13 protein-coding genes and 1 tRNA gene are annotated in these 13597 nt (G+C 55.5%); 6 read left to right on the forward strand and 8 right to left on the reverse strand.

The features are described from left to right. Window positions 1–288: 288 nt before the first annotated feature. Entirely contained in the window at window positions 289–822 is a 534-nt protein-coding gene (locus ACTRXA_RS00480) for a hypothetical protein (RefSeq protein WP_442425244.1), read from the reverse strand. Between the two features lie 50 nt (window positions 823–872). On the opposite strand from ACTRXA_RS00480, the gene ACTRXA_RS00485 reads away from it, so the two are divergent. Next, complete coding sequence (locus ACTRXA_RS00485) at window positions 873–1925, forward strand: Lcl domain-containing protein (protein ID WP_442425245.1); 1053 nt, start codon at window positions 873–875, stop codon at window positions 1923–1925. Window positions 1926–1943: 18 nt separating this feature from the next. Here the strand turns inward: ACTRXA_RS00485 and ACTRXA_RS00490 are convergent, their stop codons facing one another. Further along, window positions 1944–2714 (reverse strand): formyltransferase family protein, encoded by a 771-nt coding sequence (locus ACTRXA_RS00490; RefSeq protein WP_442425246.1) that lies wholly within the window; start codon window positions 2712–2714, stop codon window positions 1944–1946. Between the two features lie 134 nt (window positions 2715–2848). On the opposite strand from ACTRXA_RS00490, the gene ACTRXA_RS00495 reads away from it, so the two are divergent. Further along, entirely contained in the window at window positions 2849–4078 is a 1230-nt protein-coding gene (locus tag ACTRXA_RS00495) for a nucleoside recognition domain-containing protein (protein WP_442425247.1), read from the forward strand. Window positions 4079–4091: 13 nt separating this feature from the next. Here ACTRXA_RS00495 and ACTRXA_RS00500 read toward each other — a convergent pair whose 3' ends face one another. The 3 genes from ACTRXA_RS00500 to ACTRXA_RS00510 are packed head-to-tail and all read right to left on the reverse strand — an operon-like array spanning window position 4092 to window position 8702. Continuing rightward, window positions 4092–4874 (reverse strand): N-formylglutamate amidohydrolase, encoded by a 783-nt coding sequence (locus ACTRXA_RS00500; RefSeq protein WP_442425248.1) that lies wholly within the window; start codon window positions 4872–4874, stop codon window positions 4092–4094. Window positions 4875–4878: 4 nt separating this feature from the next. Further along, on the reverse strand, window positions 4879–6510 hold the full coding sequence (locus ACTRXA_RS00505; RefSeq protein ID WP_442425249.1) for a gamma-glutamyltransferase family protein: 1632 nt from the start codon (window positions 6508–6510) through the stop codon (window positions 4879–4881). Beyond that, a complete protein-coding gene (locus tag ACTRXA_RS00510) occupies window positions 6507–8702 on the reverse strand; it encodes a M20/M25/M40 family metallo-hydrolase (RefSeq protein ID WP_442425250.1) in 2196 nt (731 codons plus the stop codon). The genes ACTRXA_RS00505 and ACTRXA_RS00510 overlap by 4 nt, the downstream gene beginning before the upstream one ends. Window positions 8703–8857: 155 nt before the next feature. On the opposite strand from ACTRXA_RS00510, the gene ACTRXA_RS00515 reads away from it, so the two are divergent. After that, on the forward strand, window positions 8858–9916 hold the full coding sequence (locus ACTRXA_RS00515; RefSeq protein ID WP_442425251.1) for a mechanosensitive ion channel family protein: 1059 nt from the start codon (window positions 8858–8860) through the stop codon (window positions 9914–9916). A 64-nt stretch (window positions 9917–9980) separates the two neighbouring features. Beyond that, window positions 9981–11084, forward strand: coding sequence for a hypothetical protein (locus ACTRXA_RS00520; protein ID WP_442425252.1), 1104 nt, complete (start codon window positions 9981–9983; stop codon window positions 11082–11084). Window positions 11085–11095: 11 nt separating this feature from the next. On the opposite strand, the gene ACTRXA_RS00525 is transcribed toward ACTRXA_RS00520, so the two are convergent. Beyond that, window positions 11096–11413 carry a rhodanese-like domain-containing protein gene (locus tag ACTRXA_RS00525; protein WP_442425253.1) on the reverse strand — a complete coding sequence of 106 codons (318 nt, stop codon included), beginning with the start codon at window positions 11411–11413 and terminating at the stop codon, window positions 11096–11098. 175 nt (window positions 11414–11588) lie between these two features. Here ACTRXA_RS00525 and ACTRXA_RS00530 point away from each other — a divergent pair, with 175 nt between their 5' ends. Together ACTRXA_RS00530 and ACTRXA_RS00535 are read left to right on the forward strand one after the other, a co-directional pair. After that, window positions 11589–12107, forward strand: coding sequence for a pentapeptide repeat-containing protein (locus ACTRXA_RS00530; protein WP_442425254.1), 519 nt, complete (start codon window positions 11589–11591; stop codon window positions 12105–12107). A gap of 59 nt (window positions 12108–12166) precedes the next feature. Next, window positions 12167–12409 (forward strand): hypothetical protein, encoded by a 243-nt coding sequence (locus tag ACTRXA_RS00535; protein WP_442425255.1) that lies wholly within the window; start codon window positions 12167–12169, stop codon window positions 12407–12409. 36 nt (window positions 12410–12445) lie between these two features. On the opposite strand, the gene ACTRXA_RS00540 is transcribed toward ACTRXA_RS00535, so the two are convergent. Together ACTRXA_RS00540 and ACTRXA_RS00545 are read right to left on the reverse strand one after the other, a co-directional pair. After that, window positions 12446–13363 carry a cation diffusion facilitator family transporter gene (locus ACTRXA_RS00540; RefSeq protein ID WP_442425256.1) on the reverse strand — a complete coding sequence of 306 codons (918 nt, stop codon included), beginning with the start codon at window positions 13361–13363 and terminating at the stop codon, window positions 12446–12448. 151 nt (window positions 13364–13514) lie between these two features. After that, window positions 13515–13592: transfer RNA gene (locus ACTRXA_RS00545), tRNA-Pro, on the reverse strand. Window positions 13593–13597: the final 5 nt, after the last annotated feature.

Below are 13597 nucleotides of genomic sequence, written 5' to 3' on the forward strand. Positions count from 1 at the left end.
AGCCGCTCCAAATGAAAAGTGAGATCACTTTTTATTTTAGGGTACCCTGAGTATAGCTAATAACACTTTGAAAAGCAACAAATTAGCCGGGTTCGGAAAAAAATTGGGAAGGGGTGGAGGAAGTTTTACCAGACAGGGCCTTGCGGCACCCTTAGCTAAAACATAAGTCCTTTAATTATATGGAGTTAATGGAATTGGGGAGGGGCGATTCGGGTGTCGGTCCGTTTGGGAAATGGATAATGAACCGCCCGCGAGGGAGGGAAATTATTGAAAGTTCTATACTTAGCCTCACTCTGTGGGGGCGGGGACCGGTTCGTGGTGTGCGTAAAAAACACTTTTGGGGCTGACCCTCAGAATGAACCGCTCATCGGTCTGTGCCGGAACGATGACATTCAGCGAAAAACGCCATTGGGCCACCTTGTCGGATTGGTGGGGGCCGCCTTCAACCAGGATGGCGGATTGATGGGGATTGTTTACAAGCTGGAAATCGGTGGCCTCCTCAGGCCCTTCATTATACCGGTACACCCAGCCAAAGAGATGGCTGATGGTTTTTTCCCCATCATTCCGGATTTTGAAGAGGATGAAATTCCGGGCCTCATCCAACTTGTAATCCCTGTCGTATGAAACCAGGCCCTGGGAAACGAATGGGTCCGGTTTAGATTCGGGTGGCTGGGCAGACAGGGAGGTGGGGAATAAGGTAAAAAGAATCCCTGCTGTCAGAAATTTTGCCATGCAAAATAGATTTTGAATCGTCCGTTCTCTCTTTGCAGCTTGATGTGTCACCATGCGATCAAAAAAAAAAAGTTGTTGTTCGGGAAGCATCCCTTACACTAAAAATACTAAAACGACAGACCGGATCGAATCAAGAAATTATGAATCAGGGGACGACCCAAAATCAGAAATACAAAATTCTCTTTGTCGATACGGAAAGGAAAGTATTGGCGACGGCGAAAAAAATTTTCAGCCAGAGTGGATACCAGATTGAAGTGTGCGACGGCGCCATGCGAGCGGCGGATATGGTGGCAAACAATGGTCCCATCGCGGTCGTTTTCACGGATGAACGCATGCGGGGAATGCGTGGAACGGAACTTCTTGAAATTGTGAAGCGTGTCTCTCCCAACACCGTCAGGGTGCTCACCGCCGCACAGGTCGAAGATCACGTTGTAGAAGACATCATCAATAAAGCGGAAGTTTACCGATTCATAAGGAAGCCCGTCGATTTCAACGTCGCCCTCAAGGTGGCGAAGCAGGGGGTTTCGTTGTATGAACAGGCGGTGAGAAACGAGCAACTGGATCTGGCTCTTCACGAAATGGAAGCCGAGAAAGACAAGGTTGCCCGCGAGGCGGCCGGTCTTACGGCGCGAATCAACAAGCTAAAGCGGTCCACCCTCTACTGGTTCGCAGGTATCCTCCTCGTTATCGGGCTTGGGTTTGGTTTCAATTTTTACCAGGAATACCTCCGCCAGCAGGACCTTCAGGCCTCGAGCAACAATATGGGCAATTGGATTGCCTATAAAAATCATACGGCGCTGGACACGGTTAACAACCTGATGTGGATGACGCGCGATTTCCGCATTATTGAAAAACGGTACCCCACTTCCTGGCAGGAAGCGATGGATTGGGCGCAAAAAATGAATGCCCGGAACTACGCGGGTTATTCCGATTGGCGGGTACCAACGGTGGCGGAATATAAAAGCATTTTCGATCCGGACCGGACCAAACTGGCCTTCGACGGGAACCAGGAGTATCCCGTTGGATACCCGAAGCCCTTTGAAGGCGGCGGGGGATATGGATTCTGGACGAGCGAACGGGTCGGCGAGGACTCGGCCAAGTATTTCTTTTTTGTGGGGGGGTACGGCCGCACTGAGGCTCTCAATTATGGTGGGCCCACAATGAGCGTCCGGCTCGTTCGGAATTTGAAATAAACATTTCTTGCGGGAATGTCACCCGCCATGCTGCGCCAGCAATTGTTGCCAGCGCGGTCCTTCCACCAGTCGGCGCACCGTCAGCATGGCTTCCGGACCGAGATCCTTGCGCTGAAACAACACCCCGGGTGACTCCGGAGTGTGCGCCTGCCAATCGCCGGACTGCCACTGCTTCAATACCCCTTCCATAAGTTCCACTCCCAGCTTGATGGTTTTTCCGATCAGGGACTGTTCGTCATCGCCGGGGTCGATGTTCACCGTGTCCTTTGCGAGGATGGCGCCGGTGTCGATGCCGGGATCGATTTTCAATATGGTCGCCCCCAGGCAGTCCAGGCGTTCATCGTGAATGGGCCAGAAATTGCAGGATGAACCACGATACTCCTCAGTAAGTCCGACATGCAGGTTGAGGATGCGGCCGGGAAAAGCGTTTATGATTGGTTCGCCGACCAGCCCGCAGTCGAATAGAAGAATCAGGTCAGGGGCTATGCATTGCAATTTTTCTAAAAATCCCTCCCTTTTCAATCCGTCTGGTTGCAGAGGTTCATAAACGGGACGATTGACGCCGGGCCAATTGCGGGCGGGGGCAAACTCGCGCTCTTCGTATTCCTTTCGCCGCTGGAAAAACCAGTCCCACGCTTTTTCGGCTTCGGTGGTGGTGGACGGAAGGGGGGGATAGTTTTTACTTTCGATAAAAACAGATTGCACGGGGTGACGGGCGTTGATGCGGCGTATAAAATATTCGTGCCGCAGGTCGTTGCCAGTGATCAGTGTGAGCCGGGGTGACTGCATGCGCGTTCCTTTGTTTCTCTATGAATCTCAGTCCGTGCAATTATAACAGAGGCGGTGGGGCTTCCAATCCGGGAATGGTACAATGATTCCGGTTTGTCGCGCCACCCTCCCCAATCCCGAGCGGAGCCGTCCTGTTGCTGAACATTCTCTGGGTTTCATTCTTTCTGGTCGCCTTCCTGGTTGCCCTCTTGAAATGGATCGTGTGGGGTCAGGGGGACGTCTTTGTCTCCATCATGGGGGCGACCTTCGAGATGTCCCGTGTGGCATTCGAGATCGCGCTGGGCCTTGTGGGCATCATGAGTTTCTGGATGGGGGTCATGCGCATCGGCGAGCGAGCCGGAGTGCTCGACCTGTTCGTCCGCATCCTCCATCCTGTTCTCCACAAATTGTTTCCGGATGTACCCGAGCGTCACCCGGCCTTCGGCGCGATGGTCATGAATTTTTCCGCCAACATCCTGGGCCTGGACAATGCCGCCACGCCGCTCGGACTCAAGGCGATGGACGAATTGCAGGAACTGAATCCGGAAAAGAATTCCGCCACCAACGCGCAGATTCTGTTTCTCGTTCTCAACACCTCGTCGGTCACGCTGTTTCCCGTTACTGTTTTCGTATACCGGGCCCAACAGGGTGCAGCCGATCCCACTGACGTGTTTCTGCCCATTCTGCTGGCCACATTCTGTTCTACTTTGGTTGGCTTGCTTTCCGTCGCGGCGGTTCAAAAAATCAACCTGAAAGATCCGGTTCTGCTGGCCTGTCTGGGTGGACTGGTTGCAATGATGGGGGGACTGGTGCTGTATTTTTCACAACTCGACCAGGTTGCCATGCAGGAACAGTCGGCCCGTCTCAGCAATTTCCTTTTATTTACGGTGATCGTGGCATTCATGGTCTCGGCCCTGTTGAAGAAACAGAACGTGTTCGATATTTTCATTGATGGCGCGAAGGAAGGTTTTGAGGTAGCGATCAAGATCGTTCCTTATCTCGTGGCCATGCTGGTGGGGATCGCCGTTTTCCGGGCCAGTGGCGCACTGGAGATGTTGCTGGACGGCATTCGCTGGCTGGTGCTGGGCGTGGGTGGAGACACGCGCTTCGTCGATGCCCTGCCGACAGCGTTCATGAAACCATTGAGCGGCAGCGGAGCGCGCGGCATGATGATCGAGACCATGCAGACCTTCGGTGCCGATTCCTTTGCCGGGCGCATGGCTTCGGTGATGCAGGGGAGTACCGAGACCACCTTTTATGTTCTGGCTTTGTATTTTGGAGCGGTGCGGGTACGCCAGACACGCCACGCCCTGCCGTGTGCCCTGTTGGCCGATGCGGCGGGTATCCTTGCCGCCATTGTGATCAGCTACTGGTTTTTTGGCTGAGGCTCACTTCAATTTATCTCAACGCGTCGCAGGTTTCGAAAAACAGCCGCAGTGCCTCGCCCATGCCATTTCGCAGAAACTGAAGCCTTGCCGGATCGACTGATAAATTTTTCTCATCAAACCACGGTTCTTTCAGGTACAGCTTGCGGTTCATCTCAATCTGAATCCAGGGAATCGGCCGATTGCCGTAGGTGCGGGTGATGTACCCTCCGGCGAACGGCTGGTTCAAGGTGACTTCCGTGGCTGGCAGCTGGAATACCTTCCTCAAACAATCCGCCAGCACGTTGGCAATGGCGTCCGGGCAGGTCTCGCCAAACCGGTTGCCGAGACAGAAGGTCGGGCGCGGTTTGCCCGCATCGGGTGAAATGGGGGGCGCAAACTCCGACATGGTATGGCAATCGAAAGCGATGCATAAATTCTTTTGCGTTTTCAACGTGTCTTCAATGAATCCGTGAAACGGCCGATGGAATGTTGCGATCAAATTTTCGGCCAGCGCGTCGTCCAGAGGCTGTGCGGGATCGTATACCGGGACACCAAAGCAGGTGTGGGTTTTGACGACGCCATCCGGATTGGCAGGTGGACGGTCGTCTGCATCGCGGTTGAGGTCAACTACCGGCCGTGCGATGTCCGTGTCTTTCCAAACGCTCACCCGTTCGGACAACGCATAGATGTCGCGGGTGCAGGCATCGATGTCGTCGAACAGGTCTTTGGTAGAAAGGATGAAGCGGCCTGCAAGAAAATCAGGGACGCTGGTGCCGCCGTGGGGAACGGTGATCAGGCAGGGCAGGGTATCCATAAGATCAGTCAATGCCCGCGGCGCTACCGTCGCGGCGGATTTCGGCAACACCCTGGAACGCATCGCACGTCTGCATTTTGACCACCGCGTGCACCGCGCCCAGATAAAATGCGTAAGGATCTTTGGGTGCCATTTTGTAGCCGGCTTTCTTGAGATACTTGACGACCTTGGAGGGAAAGCGCTCGGTTTCGTAACTGAGTGTGCCGCCCAGAGTGCAGTGCATGCGCGGGCGGATCATGGCCTGGTCGATGGGCAGGTTTCCGTCAATGATGTGAGTGAGGAACTGGCTCATGGTGGAGAAGATGCGGTCGCTTCCCGGACTGCCCGCCACCATCCACGGTTGTTTTTTGTAAAAGACGATCACCGGCGCAATGCTGCTCCACGGCACCGCACCGGGCCGCAGGTAATACGGGTGGCTGGGATCATGAACTTCCAGAGCGCTCATGTAATTGTTGTAAAGAAAACCCAGTCCCTTCGCCGCCGAGTGGCAACCATAAACGCGCTCGATCGATTGCGTGATGCCCACGGCGTTTCCATCCGCATCCATGGCAGAGAGGTGCGTCGTGTCCTGCCCGGTTTCGTACGGCTCGGCCAAAGGCAGGCTGGGGTCGATGACGTTGCGGATGGTGGAAGACAAACGATGAGCGTAGTCTTTACTGAGTATGCTCTTGTCGTCCGGCAGTTGCGGGTAGATGTTCGGATCGTACGGCCGTTCTTTGTGGTTCATCAACGCCTTGCGGAATGTTTCTGCAATGAAATGGAATGATTCCGGGGAGCGGTCCCGCAGGAACTTGGACGGCAGGTTGTTGAGCATCTGCAGCGTCAAGAGCAGGGTGCGGCCGGAGGTTGGCGGCGGACAGGTGAAAATCTGAGTTTTGCGATACCTGCGTTTGAGGGGTTTTCTCTCCACGGGCCACGGAATGTATGCGAGGTCCTCTTTGCGCAGAAACCCGTCGAAGGCGCGCATATCGGCATCGATCTGTTCCGCAATCTCTCCCTGGTAAAACGATTTGGGTCCGTTGTACGCCAGGTGCTCGAGCAGGTTGGCCAGGTCATTCTGCACAAACATTTCCCCGGGAACATAGGGAGTCTTTCCATCTTTCAAAAAATACTTGGCTCCCCATTCGCAGACCGGTTTTTGAAACGTTTCCAGTTCCCGTCCCTGAAGCTGGCTTTGAAGGGGGGTGATGCGGTATCCCTGGCGGGCGATTCGGATGGCGGGTGCGCACACCTGTCGCCAGCTCAGGCGTCCGTAGCGGAAATTGAGATAGCCGAGGAAAGCAACGGTACTGGGCACCGTGGTGGCGCGGTGGCCGACCAGCAGGTTGTCGTCCTTGAAATGGTCGATGTGGGCGAGCGACGGCGCGCGGCTGGAACCATCGACATAGATGACCTTGCCATTCAGGTGCAGTATGCCCGAGGACTGCCCGCCAATGCCGCTTCCTTGCGGTTCGCAAACACCCAATGCGAGTGCGGAGGCCACTGCCGCGTCCACCGCGTTGCCGCCGGCCCCCAGCATGTCCACCCCGGCCTGCGTCGCGTCCGGAAATGCCGTTGCCACCATGCCTTTCCTGGCGATGGCGCTTTTACCGTCTGCCCGGGCCTCAAATCGTGTTTCGATGCGGTCGAGTTTCATTCCTTGAAGTCATTCGCGGAAAGGTAGATCAGGTATGCGAGGAGGATGGACCGGTCGAGCAGGCTGTCTCGTACGACGTATTCGTTTCGCGTGCCCATGCCTCCGGAGATCGGTCCCATATTGCCCAGAACCGGTTTGTCCGGTGGAACGTGACAGAGGGATGTGGAAGAGGTGCCGTGCTCCTTCTGCAATCGAATTTCCAGATTCTTGGCGACTTTGCTGACCTGCTCGTAAAAGCTGGAAGTCGCTTCCGATTCCATCAAGGGCAGACGCAAAAGCGTGCGCGAGATATTGACTTTGATGGGACTGGTGGCGCTGACTTCGAAAGTTTTGTAAATCTGGTCCTTGAGTTGCTGGCTGAGGTCGGGCGACCGGAAACGGATGCGGAAATTGAGATTGGCAAAATCCGGGGTCGCTTCATCGAGTCCCTGGGTATTGATCGAAGTGATGGCAACAGACACATCCTCGTCCTTCGTGGTCATCTTGCGAAGAGCGTTGATCTTCTGTGTGAGGAATGAGATCAGGTCGGTCTGTTCCCCTTTGGTCTTGGATAATTTTCCCGGAGCGTACTTGATCTCCACGTTGTATTTCATGACACCCGAGAACGATGTGGTTGCCTGACCGGAAAGCCCCGCTCCCTGTAAACCAATCACATATTTCGATTTGTTGGACAGGTCTCCGATGAGACTTTTGGAAGTGCGCCCGCCGGCGGTTTCGTCGGAGATCAGCAGGATGCCGCATTTCACCTTTTTAAGCGACCGCGTGTAGCGTAAGGCCTGCAGGGCGCCGAGAAGGATGGCGAGTCCTCCTTTGCCGTAGTAGACGCCGGAACCGTAAAGTTTGCCGCGTTCTTCCTGGTAGGCAACGAAATCCTGGCTTGGAATGGGGTTGTCCAGCTGGCCGATCAACAAAACGTCGTTTTCTTCCCCGGTGTGATTGGAAAAGTATAAAACGTTGCCGAACTCCGCCTTGGTGTGCACTTCACGCTGGAGTCCCATGCGGCCCAGATGGTTGGACACCCACTTACCAAGGGAATTGACTCCGTCCAGGTTGCGGGCGTAGGAATTGATTTCGACCATGTGCGCAAGGAAGTCTTCCATGGTGCTCACGTGGCCGCGAAGGTGACTGCGCAGGCGTACCGGCAATGAAGTGGTCTGGCTCTTTAAAAGACTTTTAAAGAAAGATTCCTTTTCAGGAACTTCATTTATGTCCTTTTCTCCAAAATACCGCTCCACGGCGACATCAAGCATGCGGTTGATGAGGGTTTCGTAAGTGTAACCCGCGACCTTGGCGGCATGGACATAAGACCCGGTGAGCCCGAGGCTGGCCATTGAGTTCAGCTCCAGTACGTACAGGTTGCCTTTGTCGTCCATGCGAAAATCCGCGCGGCAGAAATCGTACAGGCCTAGAGCGCGGGAGGCCGCTTTCGTGAGTTCGCCCATCTTCTCGGCGGTGGCGTCGTCCACCTTGGCGGGGCACACTTTTTCCTTCGGCTTTTTCATTTTCTCGTCGTAGGTCTGGATGGCGTTGGGATCGCCTTCCATATCGAATTCGACGATGGGCAGGACTTCCGGGTCGCCGTTACCAAGCAGCCCGACGGCAAACTCGCGTCCCGGAATGAATTCCTCCACCAGCACCTGCTGGCTGTATTCCTTGACCAGGGTTTTGACCGTTTCTCGCAGGCGTTCGATGTCGTGGACCACCTCGATACCCATCGACACCGCTTCCATTTTGGGTTTGACGATGACGGGGAAGGGGATGTCTCCCGGTATCTGGTCTTCACTGAAGAAGGACCAGTAGCGTGGGGTTGCCACGCCGTTGGCCTGAAACAAAACCTTGGATGTGATCTTGTCCAGGGCGATGCCGTGTCCCGCCGGACTGGATCCGACGTAAGGGATGCCCACCATTTCCAGCAGGGCAGGGACGTGGGTGTAGCGGCTGACCCCCTGTATGCCGTATGCCATGTTGAACACCATGCCGGGTTGCTCGCCGTGCATCACCTTGGGCATGAATTCATTGAGCTTTTCAATGAGATGAATGTTACCGTCGATGACACGGACGTTGTGTCCGCCTTTTTCAAGAGAACTCGCAACCCGTTCCACAGTTTTGGGGTTGTAAATTTCACGGTTCTGGGCACCGAAGACATTGATGACTTCCGACTGGTTTTTGTTGTAAATGACCGCTACTTTCATTGGACGTTCCCCGAAAAAGTGATATTTTGGGCAAAAGCTTCCAATGCACCCGTTCCAAGAATTTGAAACCTATTGTAACGCTATTCAGGTATTTTTGATGGTTGAATTTATTAATTCAATGAGGTGAATGGGTTATGGAGATCCTGCGTGAATGGATGAGCCAAAACTCGGGACCGGTCTGGGTGGAAGGCGGGTTCTGGGCCCTTCTGACATTTATCCTGCTGCTGTTTGTACGGGGCCGCCTGCGGAGCATTTTTAAAAACAGGTACCAAAGGACCAAGGCACTGGGTGACCGCCTGGTCAAACGCCTTTCGGATAAAACCCACTGGCTCTTCCTGCTTGTGATCGCGCTCTATGTCGGAAGCCAAAAATGGCCCATCCCGGATGATCTGGCTGATCAGTGGACGCAGACCTCGTTTCTGCTGGGTCTCGTTCTGGTGGGGGTGTGGGGGCATAATGCCATCCTGCTCTGGGCGGAACAGGCGTACGAAAAAAAGAAGGATAAAGACGCATCCTTTGCCACAGCCCTCGGGGTGATCAAGTTCATCATCCTTCTCGGATTTTATGTGGTGCTGGCGCTGGTCGCGCTGGAAAACGTCGGGGTGGATATCGCGGCCCTGGTTGCCGGGCTGGGTATCGGCGGCATCGCCATCGCACTGGCCGTGCAGAAAATCCTGGGCGACCTGTTTGCCTCGCTCACCATCGTCATGGACAAGCCGTTCGTCATCGGCGACTTCATCATCGCCGGAACGGACATGGGCACGGTCCAGCACATCGGGCTCAAGTCCACCCAGCTCAAGAGCATTGACGGGGAGCGGCTGGTGATTCCCAATTCCGACCTGCTGGACAGCCGGATTCGTAACTTTCGAAAGATTCCGGAACGCCGGCAGTTGTTTTTGATCGGTGTCACCTACGACACCACGGCAGACAAACTGGAGCGCATTCCGGGAATGATCCGGGAAATCATCGAGGCGCAGCCGGACACACGGGTGGACCGCATTCATTTCAAGCAATTCGGGCCGTACTCGCTGGATTTTGAAATCGTGTACTGGTTGTTGAGAGGGGATTTCGAATTCAAAATGGACACCCAGCAGGCCATCAATCTGGCGCTGTGCCGAAAATTTCAGGCGGAAGGCATTGAGTTTGCCTTTCCCACGCAGACCATCCAACTGGACCCGGGCGAGAATCCGCCAACCGGGTCGCCCCCGGTTTGACAGTCTCCGGATTTCCCCGTATGATCCCGTTCTGAATTTTTCGAGAGAGGGGTTTATTTTTCGCATGCCGTCTGCGTCCAGCCCGAAACCCTTCAAGCAGTTTTGCACCCTGATTCTAACAACCTTTCTGGTGTCCATGCTTACCGCCTGCGCCAACCTGGGTGCGAACCGCATTGAAGGCGAGCGGTCCAATTACAATGTCGCCATCCAGCGCACCAACGACCAGCAATTATTGCTGAACCTGGTCCGCCTGAAGTACCGCGATACCCCTTATTTCCTTGAAGTGAGCAGTGTGGCGGCGCAATTCACACTGACTACCAGCGCCAACGCCAGTGCGTCAGTGCCGGAAGCGGGCCTTTCCACCTTTGGATTCGGCGCGGGGGCGCAGATGCAGGAAAAGCCCACCATCACCTACTCCCCTTTACAGGGGGACAAGTTCATACAACGGGTGCTCTCGCCCATCACCATGCAGACCATCACCCTTTTGTACCATTCCGGCTGGCGGGTGGACCGCCTGTTCCGCCTCTGTTTCCAACGCATGAACCGGATTAAAAACGCGCCCGGCGCTTCCGGACCCACGCCCGGCCGCGCACCGGAATTCGAGATGTTCACACGGGTGGTGTCCATCCTGCGTACTTTCCAGAAGAACGACATGATGGAATTGCAGTACATCGAGGAAAACGATGTTCCAATGATCATCATCAAGCTGGATCAGGACGCTCAGGAAACGGAAGACGCCCGCCTGCTGGCCGAGCTTTTGGAGGTGAACCCGGTACAGGGACGTTATTACCTGACCGCGGTGGACGATCCCCGGTACATCCGGGTGCAGACGCGGTCTTTGCTGGGCGTGATGTATTACCTGTCACAGGGGGTGGAGGTGCCGCCCGACCACGTCGATGAGGGCAAGGTGACCGTGACCTACAATGACGATGGAAGCCGCTTCGACTGGCAGAGGTTGACGGGTACGCTCCTGCGGGTGCGCCATGGGGAGGACTTCGATCCAAATGCGTTTGCGGTGGCCATACTGCACCGCGGCACCTGGTTTTACATCGACGATTCCGACCTCAATTCAAAATCGACGTTCTCCCTGCTTTCGCAGATATTCTCATTGCAGGCGGGCAAGGTTCCGTCTTCGGCGCCGCTATTGACCCTGCCGATAGGACAGTAGACGCGGCGGGGTCAGTCTTCCCAGTTGCAGGACCGGGCCCAGGCTTCGTAACCGCCCATCAGGCTGTGCACGTCCTGAAACCCCTGTTGACTGAAAAACATGGCGGCCTCGATACTGGAAATACCGTGGTAACAGCAGACCACAAGGGTTTTGTCTTTTTCGAATTTTTCCAGACACTGCTCCACCGGCGTTCGGCTCAAGGGGACGGCATTCGGCACGTGCCCGGCATCGAACGAGGCTTCATCGCGGATGTCGAGCACGTTGACCGACGACCCTTCCTCAAGCAGGTCTTGCAGTTGCTGAACGGTCATTTGCTTGATTTCGGACATGGTTCGCTCCGTTGTTTACAGTGCTCCATTCGCCAGGGGTCCGGTTCGATTTGATACGGAGGGCGAACCGTTTTCTGGTAAGATTGGGGCATTTTCAAAACCGATTTTCGTTGCACTTTGCGGTTTTACACCGCATGGAGTTGCAATTCAAGTTTTATCCGGAGGACTGACGAACATGGCCAATCAGCAACACGTGGATTTGATCAAAAAAGGAGTCGAAGGCTGGAACAACTGGCGGGAGGCCAATCCCGGCGAGGCAGTGGATCTTTCTGAGTCGGACCTGCGCGGGACCAATCTGTCGAAGGCCAACTTGAAGGACGCCGACCTGCAGGGCGCGAAGCTCCAGTTCGCCAACCTGAGCGGAGCCAATCTGGAAAACGCCAACCTCAACCAGGCGCGCATGCAGGAGGTGAACCTGAACGGAGCCCAGTTGCAAGGCGCCCAGGTCAAGGGATGCAACCTGATGGAGTCCTCGCTCATGCAGGCGAACATGGAAAACGCCGACTTGCAGGGATGCCAGTTCAACGAAGACGTGGAGTTCCACCAGGCCAACCTGAAAGGCACCAACCTGGTCGAGGCGTCGGGACTCAGCATCGGGCAGATCAAGGCAGCGCAGTACGACGCCAACACCAAACTGCCGGAATACCTGAGCGATGATACCGACGACGAAGACTTTTTGAATTCCTTTTTATGAGTGCGCTCTCAAAAGGGGAGCGTTCCGATGACTCGTTACCGAACATTCAGGAGAGGGCTATGAAAGCAAACGAAGGTGGAACGGTGTACCCGCACAACCTGTTGCGGACGGGAAACGATGAAGGCGACCTCAATTACATTTCCACCGGCATCTCCCGCCGGGACTGGCTGGCGGGGCTGGCCATGCAGGGACTGCTGGCATCGGAGGGAATGAGCGCGGACCCCACCCGCGTCACCGAACACGCCTACGAGATCGCCGACATCATGATCGCCAAAAGCATAGAGGACAAAAAGGAAAAGTGAGGGAAGGGGAGCGGGGAATCACGCGGTTCCCGGTTTCTAGTAAATGTCCTCGCGGTCGTCCGGCTCCAGGAACTTCCACTTGATCTCCGGAAACCGCTCGCCGATGCGGTCCTCGATCTGGTTGAATGCCTCGATCAGGTCCGTCACTTTCTGAATCTTTCCGGGATGGATCTTGATGCTCAGCATCACTTCGTTGTCGCCGGTCTTGAGCGCAATGAAGTTCAGGATTTTCGCGCCGGGCAGGTATTCGCGGGTGATGGTCTCCACCTCGTGCCGGTAATCCTTGGCGGGAGCCTCACCGATGATCAGGCTCTTCACCTCCACCGACAGCACCACCGCGAGGATCACCAGCAACGCGCCGATGAGAATCGAGCCCAGTGCGTCCCACATGGGATCGTGCAACGCCCACGACAGACCGATACACCCCGCCGCCAGCGTCAATCCCACCAGCGCCCCCAGGTCTTCCGTGAAAATCACCAGCAAGCCCGCCCGCGTGGTGCGCCGGTACCAGTGCCAGATAGGCATGCCGGGGTCGCGCTTACGCACTTCCTTGATGCATGCCAGAAAGGAATACCCCTCCAGCAGAATACCGAAAACCAGGATGCCGACGGCCAGGCCGGGGTTCGTCACCTCGTGCGGGTCCGCCATCTTGTGCGCGCCTTCGTAAATGGCGAACAGCCCGCCCATCGAGAACAGCAGGATCGCCACCACGAACGACCAGAAAAACGACTCGCGGCCGTAACCGAGGGGATGCGATGCCGTTGGTCGTTTGCGCGAACGTTTTTCGCCGATCAGGAGCAAAACCTGGTTGGTGCAATCGACCACGCTGTGGATGCCTTCCGCAAGCAGGGCCGCACTGCCGGAGATGGACGCGCCGACGAACTTGGCGACGGCGATGCCGAGGTTGGCGCCCAGCGCGATGACGATGACTTTTGTGGAACCGGATGCAGACATGAGGCTTCAGTTAGAATGGGGACAGGACGACCAAAATGTGGCGGACACTATAACATGGCCAGCCGGGCGAAAAGAATTAAGGGGTTGAAAAGCAAAGCCTCACGAAACAAGAAAAGGTTACGGACCATTCCGTAACCTTTTTATGAAAAACTGGTCGGGGCGAGAGGATTTGAACCTCCGACCCCCTCAACCCCATTGAGGTGCGCTAGCCAGGCTGCGCTACGCCCCGACCCT

It is taken from the genome of Nitrospina sp. P1_D6 (genome assembly GCF_052156615.1).
In the GTDB taxonomy this organism is placed as follows: domain Bacteria; phylum Nitrospinota; class Nitrospinia; order Nitrospinales; family Nitrospinaceae; genus Nitrospina.

Excerpts from the sequence above, each read along its gene's own strand:
- ACTRXA_RS00510 (WP_442425250.1), bottom strand. The coding sequence starts at position 8,702 with ATGAAAGTAGCGGTCATTTACAACAAAAACCAGTCGGAAGTCATCAAT.
- ACTRXA_RS00525 (WP_442425253.1), bottom strand. The coding sequence starts at position 11,413 with ATGTCCGAAATCAAGCAAATGACCGTTCAGCAACTGCAAGACCTGCTT.
- ACTRXA_RS00515 (WP_442425251.1), top strand. The coding sequence starts at position 8,858 with ATGAGCCAAAACTCGGGACCGGTCTGGGTGGAAGGCGGGTTCTGGGCC.
- ACTRXA_RS00520 (WP_442425252.1), top strand. The coding sequence starts at position 9,981 with ATGCCGTCTGCGTCCAGCCCGAAACCCTTCAAGCAGTTTTGCACCCTG.
- ACTRXA_RS00485 (WP_442425245.1), top strand. The coding sequence starts at position 873 with ATGAATCAGGGGACGACCCAAAATCAGAAATACAAAATTCTCTTTGTC.
- ACTRXA_RS00490 (WP_442425246.1), bottom strand. The coding sequence starts at position 2,714 with ATGCAGTCACCCCGGCTCACACTGATCACTGGCAACGACCTGCGGCAC.
- ACTRXA_RS00540 (WP_442425256.1), bottom strand. The coding sequence starts at position 13,363 with ATGTCTGCATCCGGTTCCACAAAAGTCATCGTCATCGCGCTGGGCGCC.
- ACTRXA_RS00535 (WP_442425255.1), top strand. The coding sequence starts at position 12,167 with ATGAAAGCAAACGAAGGTGGAACGGTGTACCCGCACAACCTGTTGCGG.
- ACTRXA_RS00480 (WP_442425244.1), bottom strand. The coding sequence starts at position 822 with ATGCTTCCCGAACAACAACTTTTTTTTTTTGATCGCATGGTGACACAT.
- ACTRXA_RS00505 (WP_442425249.1), bottom strand. The coding sequence starts at position 6,510 with ATGAAACTCGACCGCATCGAAACACGATTTGAGGCCCGGGCAGACGGT.
- ACTRXA_RS00500 (WP_442425248.1), bottom strand. The coding sequence starts at position 4,874 with ATGGATACCCTGCCCTGCCTGATCACCGTTCCCCACGGCGGCACCAGC.
- ACTRXA_RS00530 (WP_442425254.1), top strand. The coding sequence starts at position 11,589 with ATGGCCAATCAGCAACACGTGGATTTGATCAAAAAAGGAGTCGAAGGC.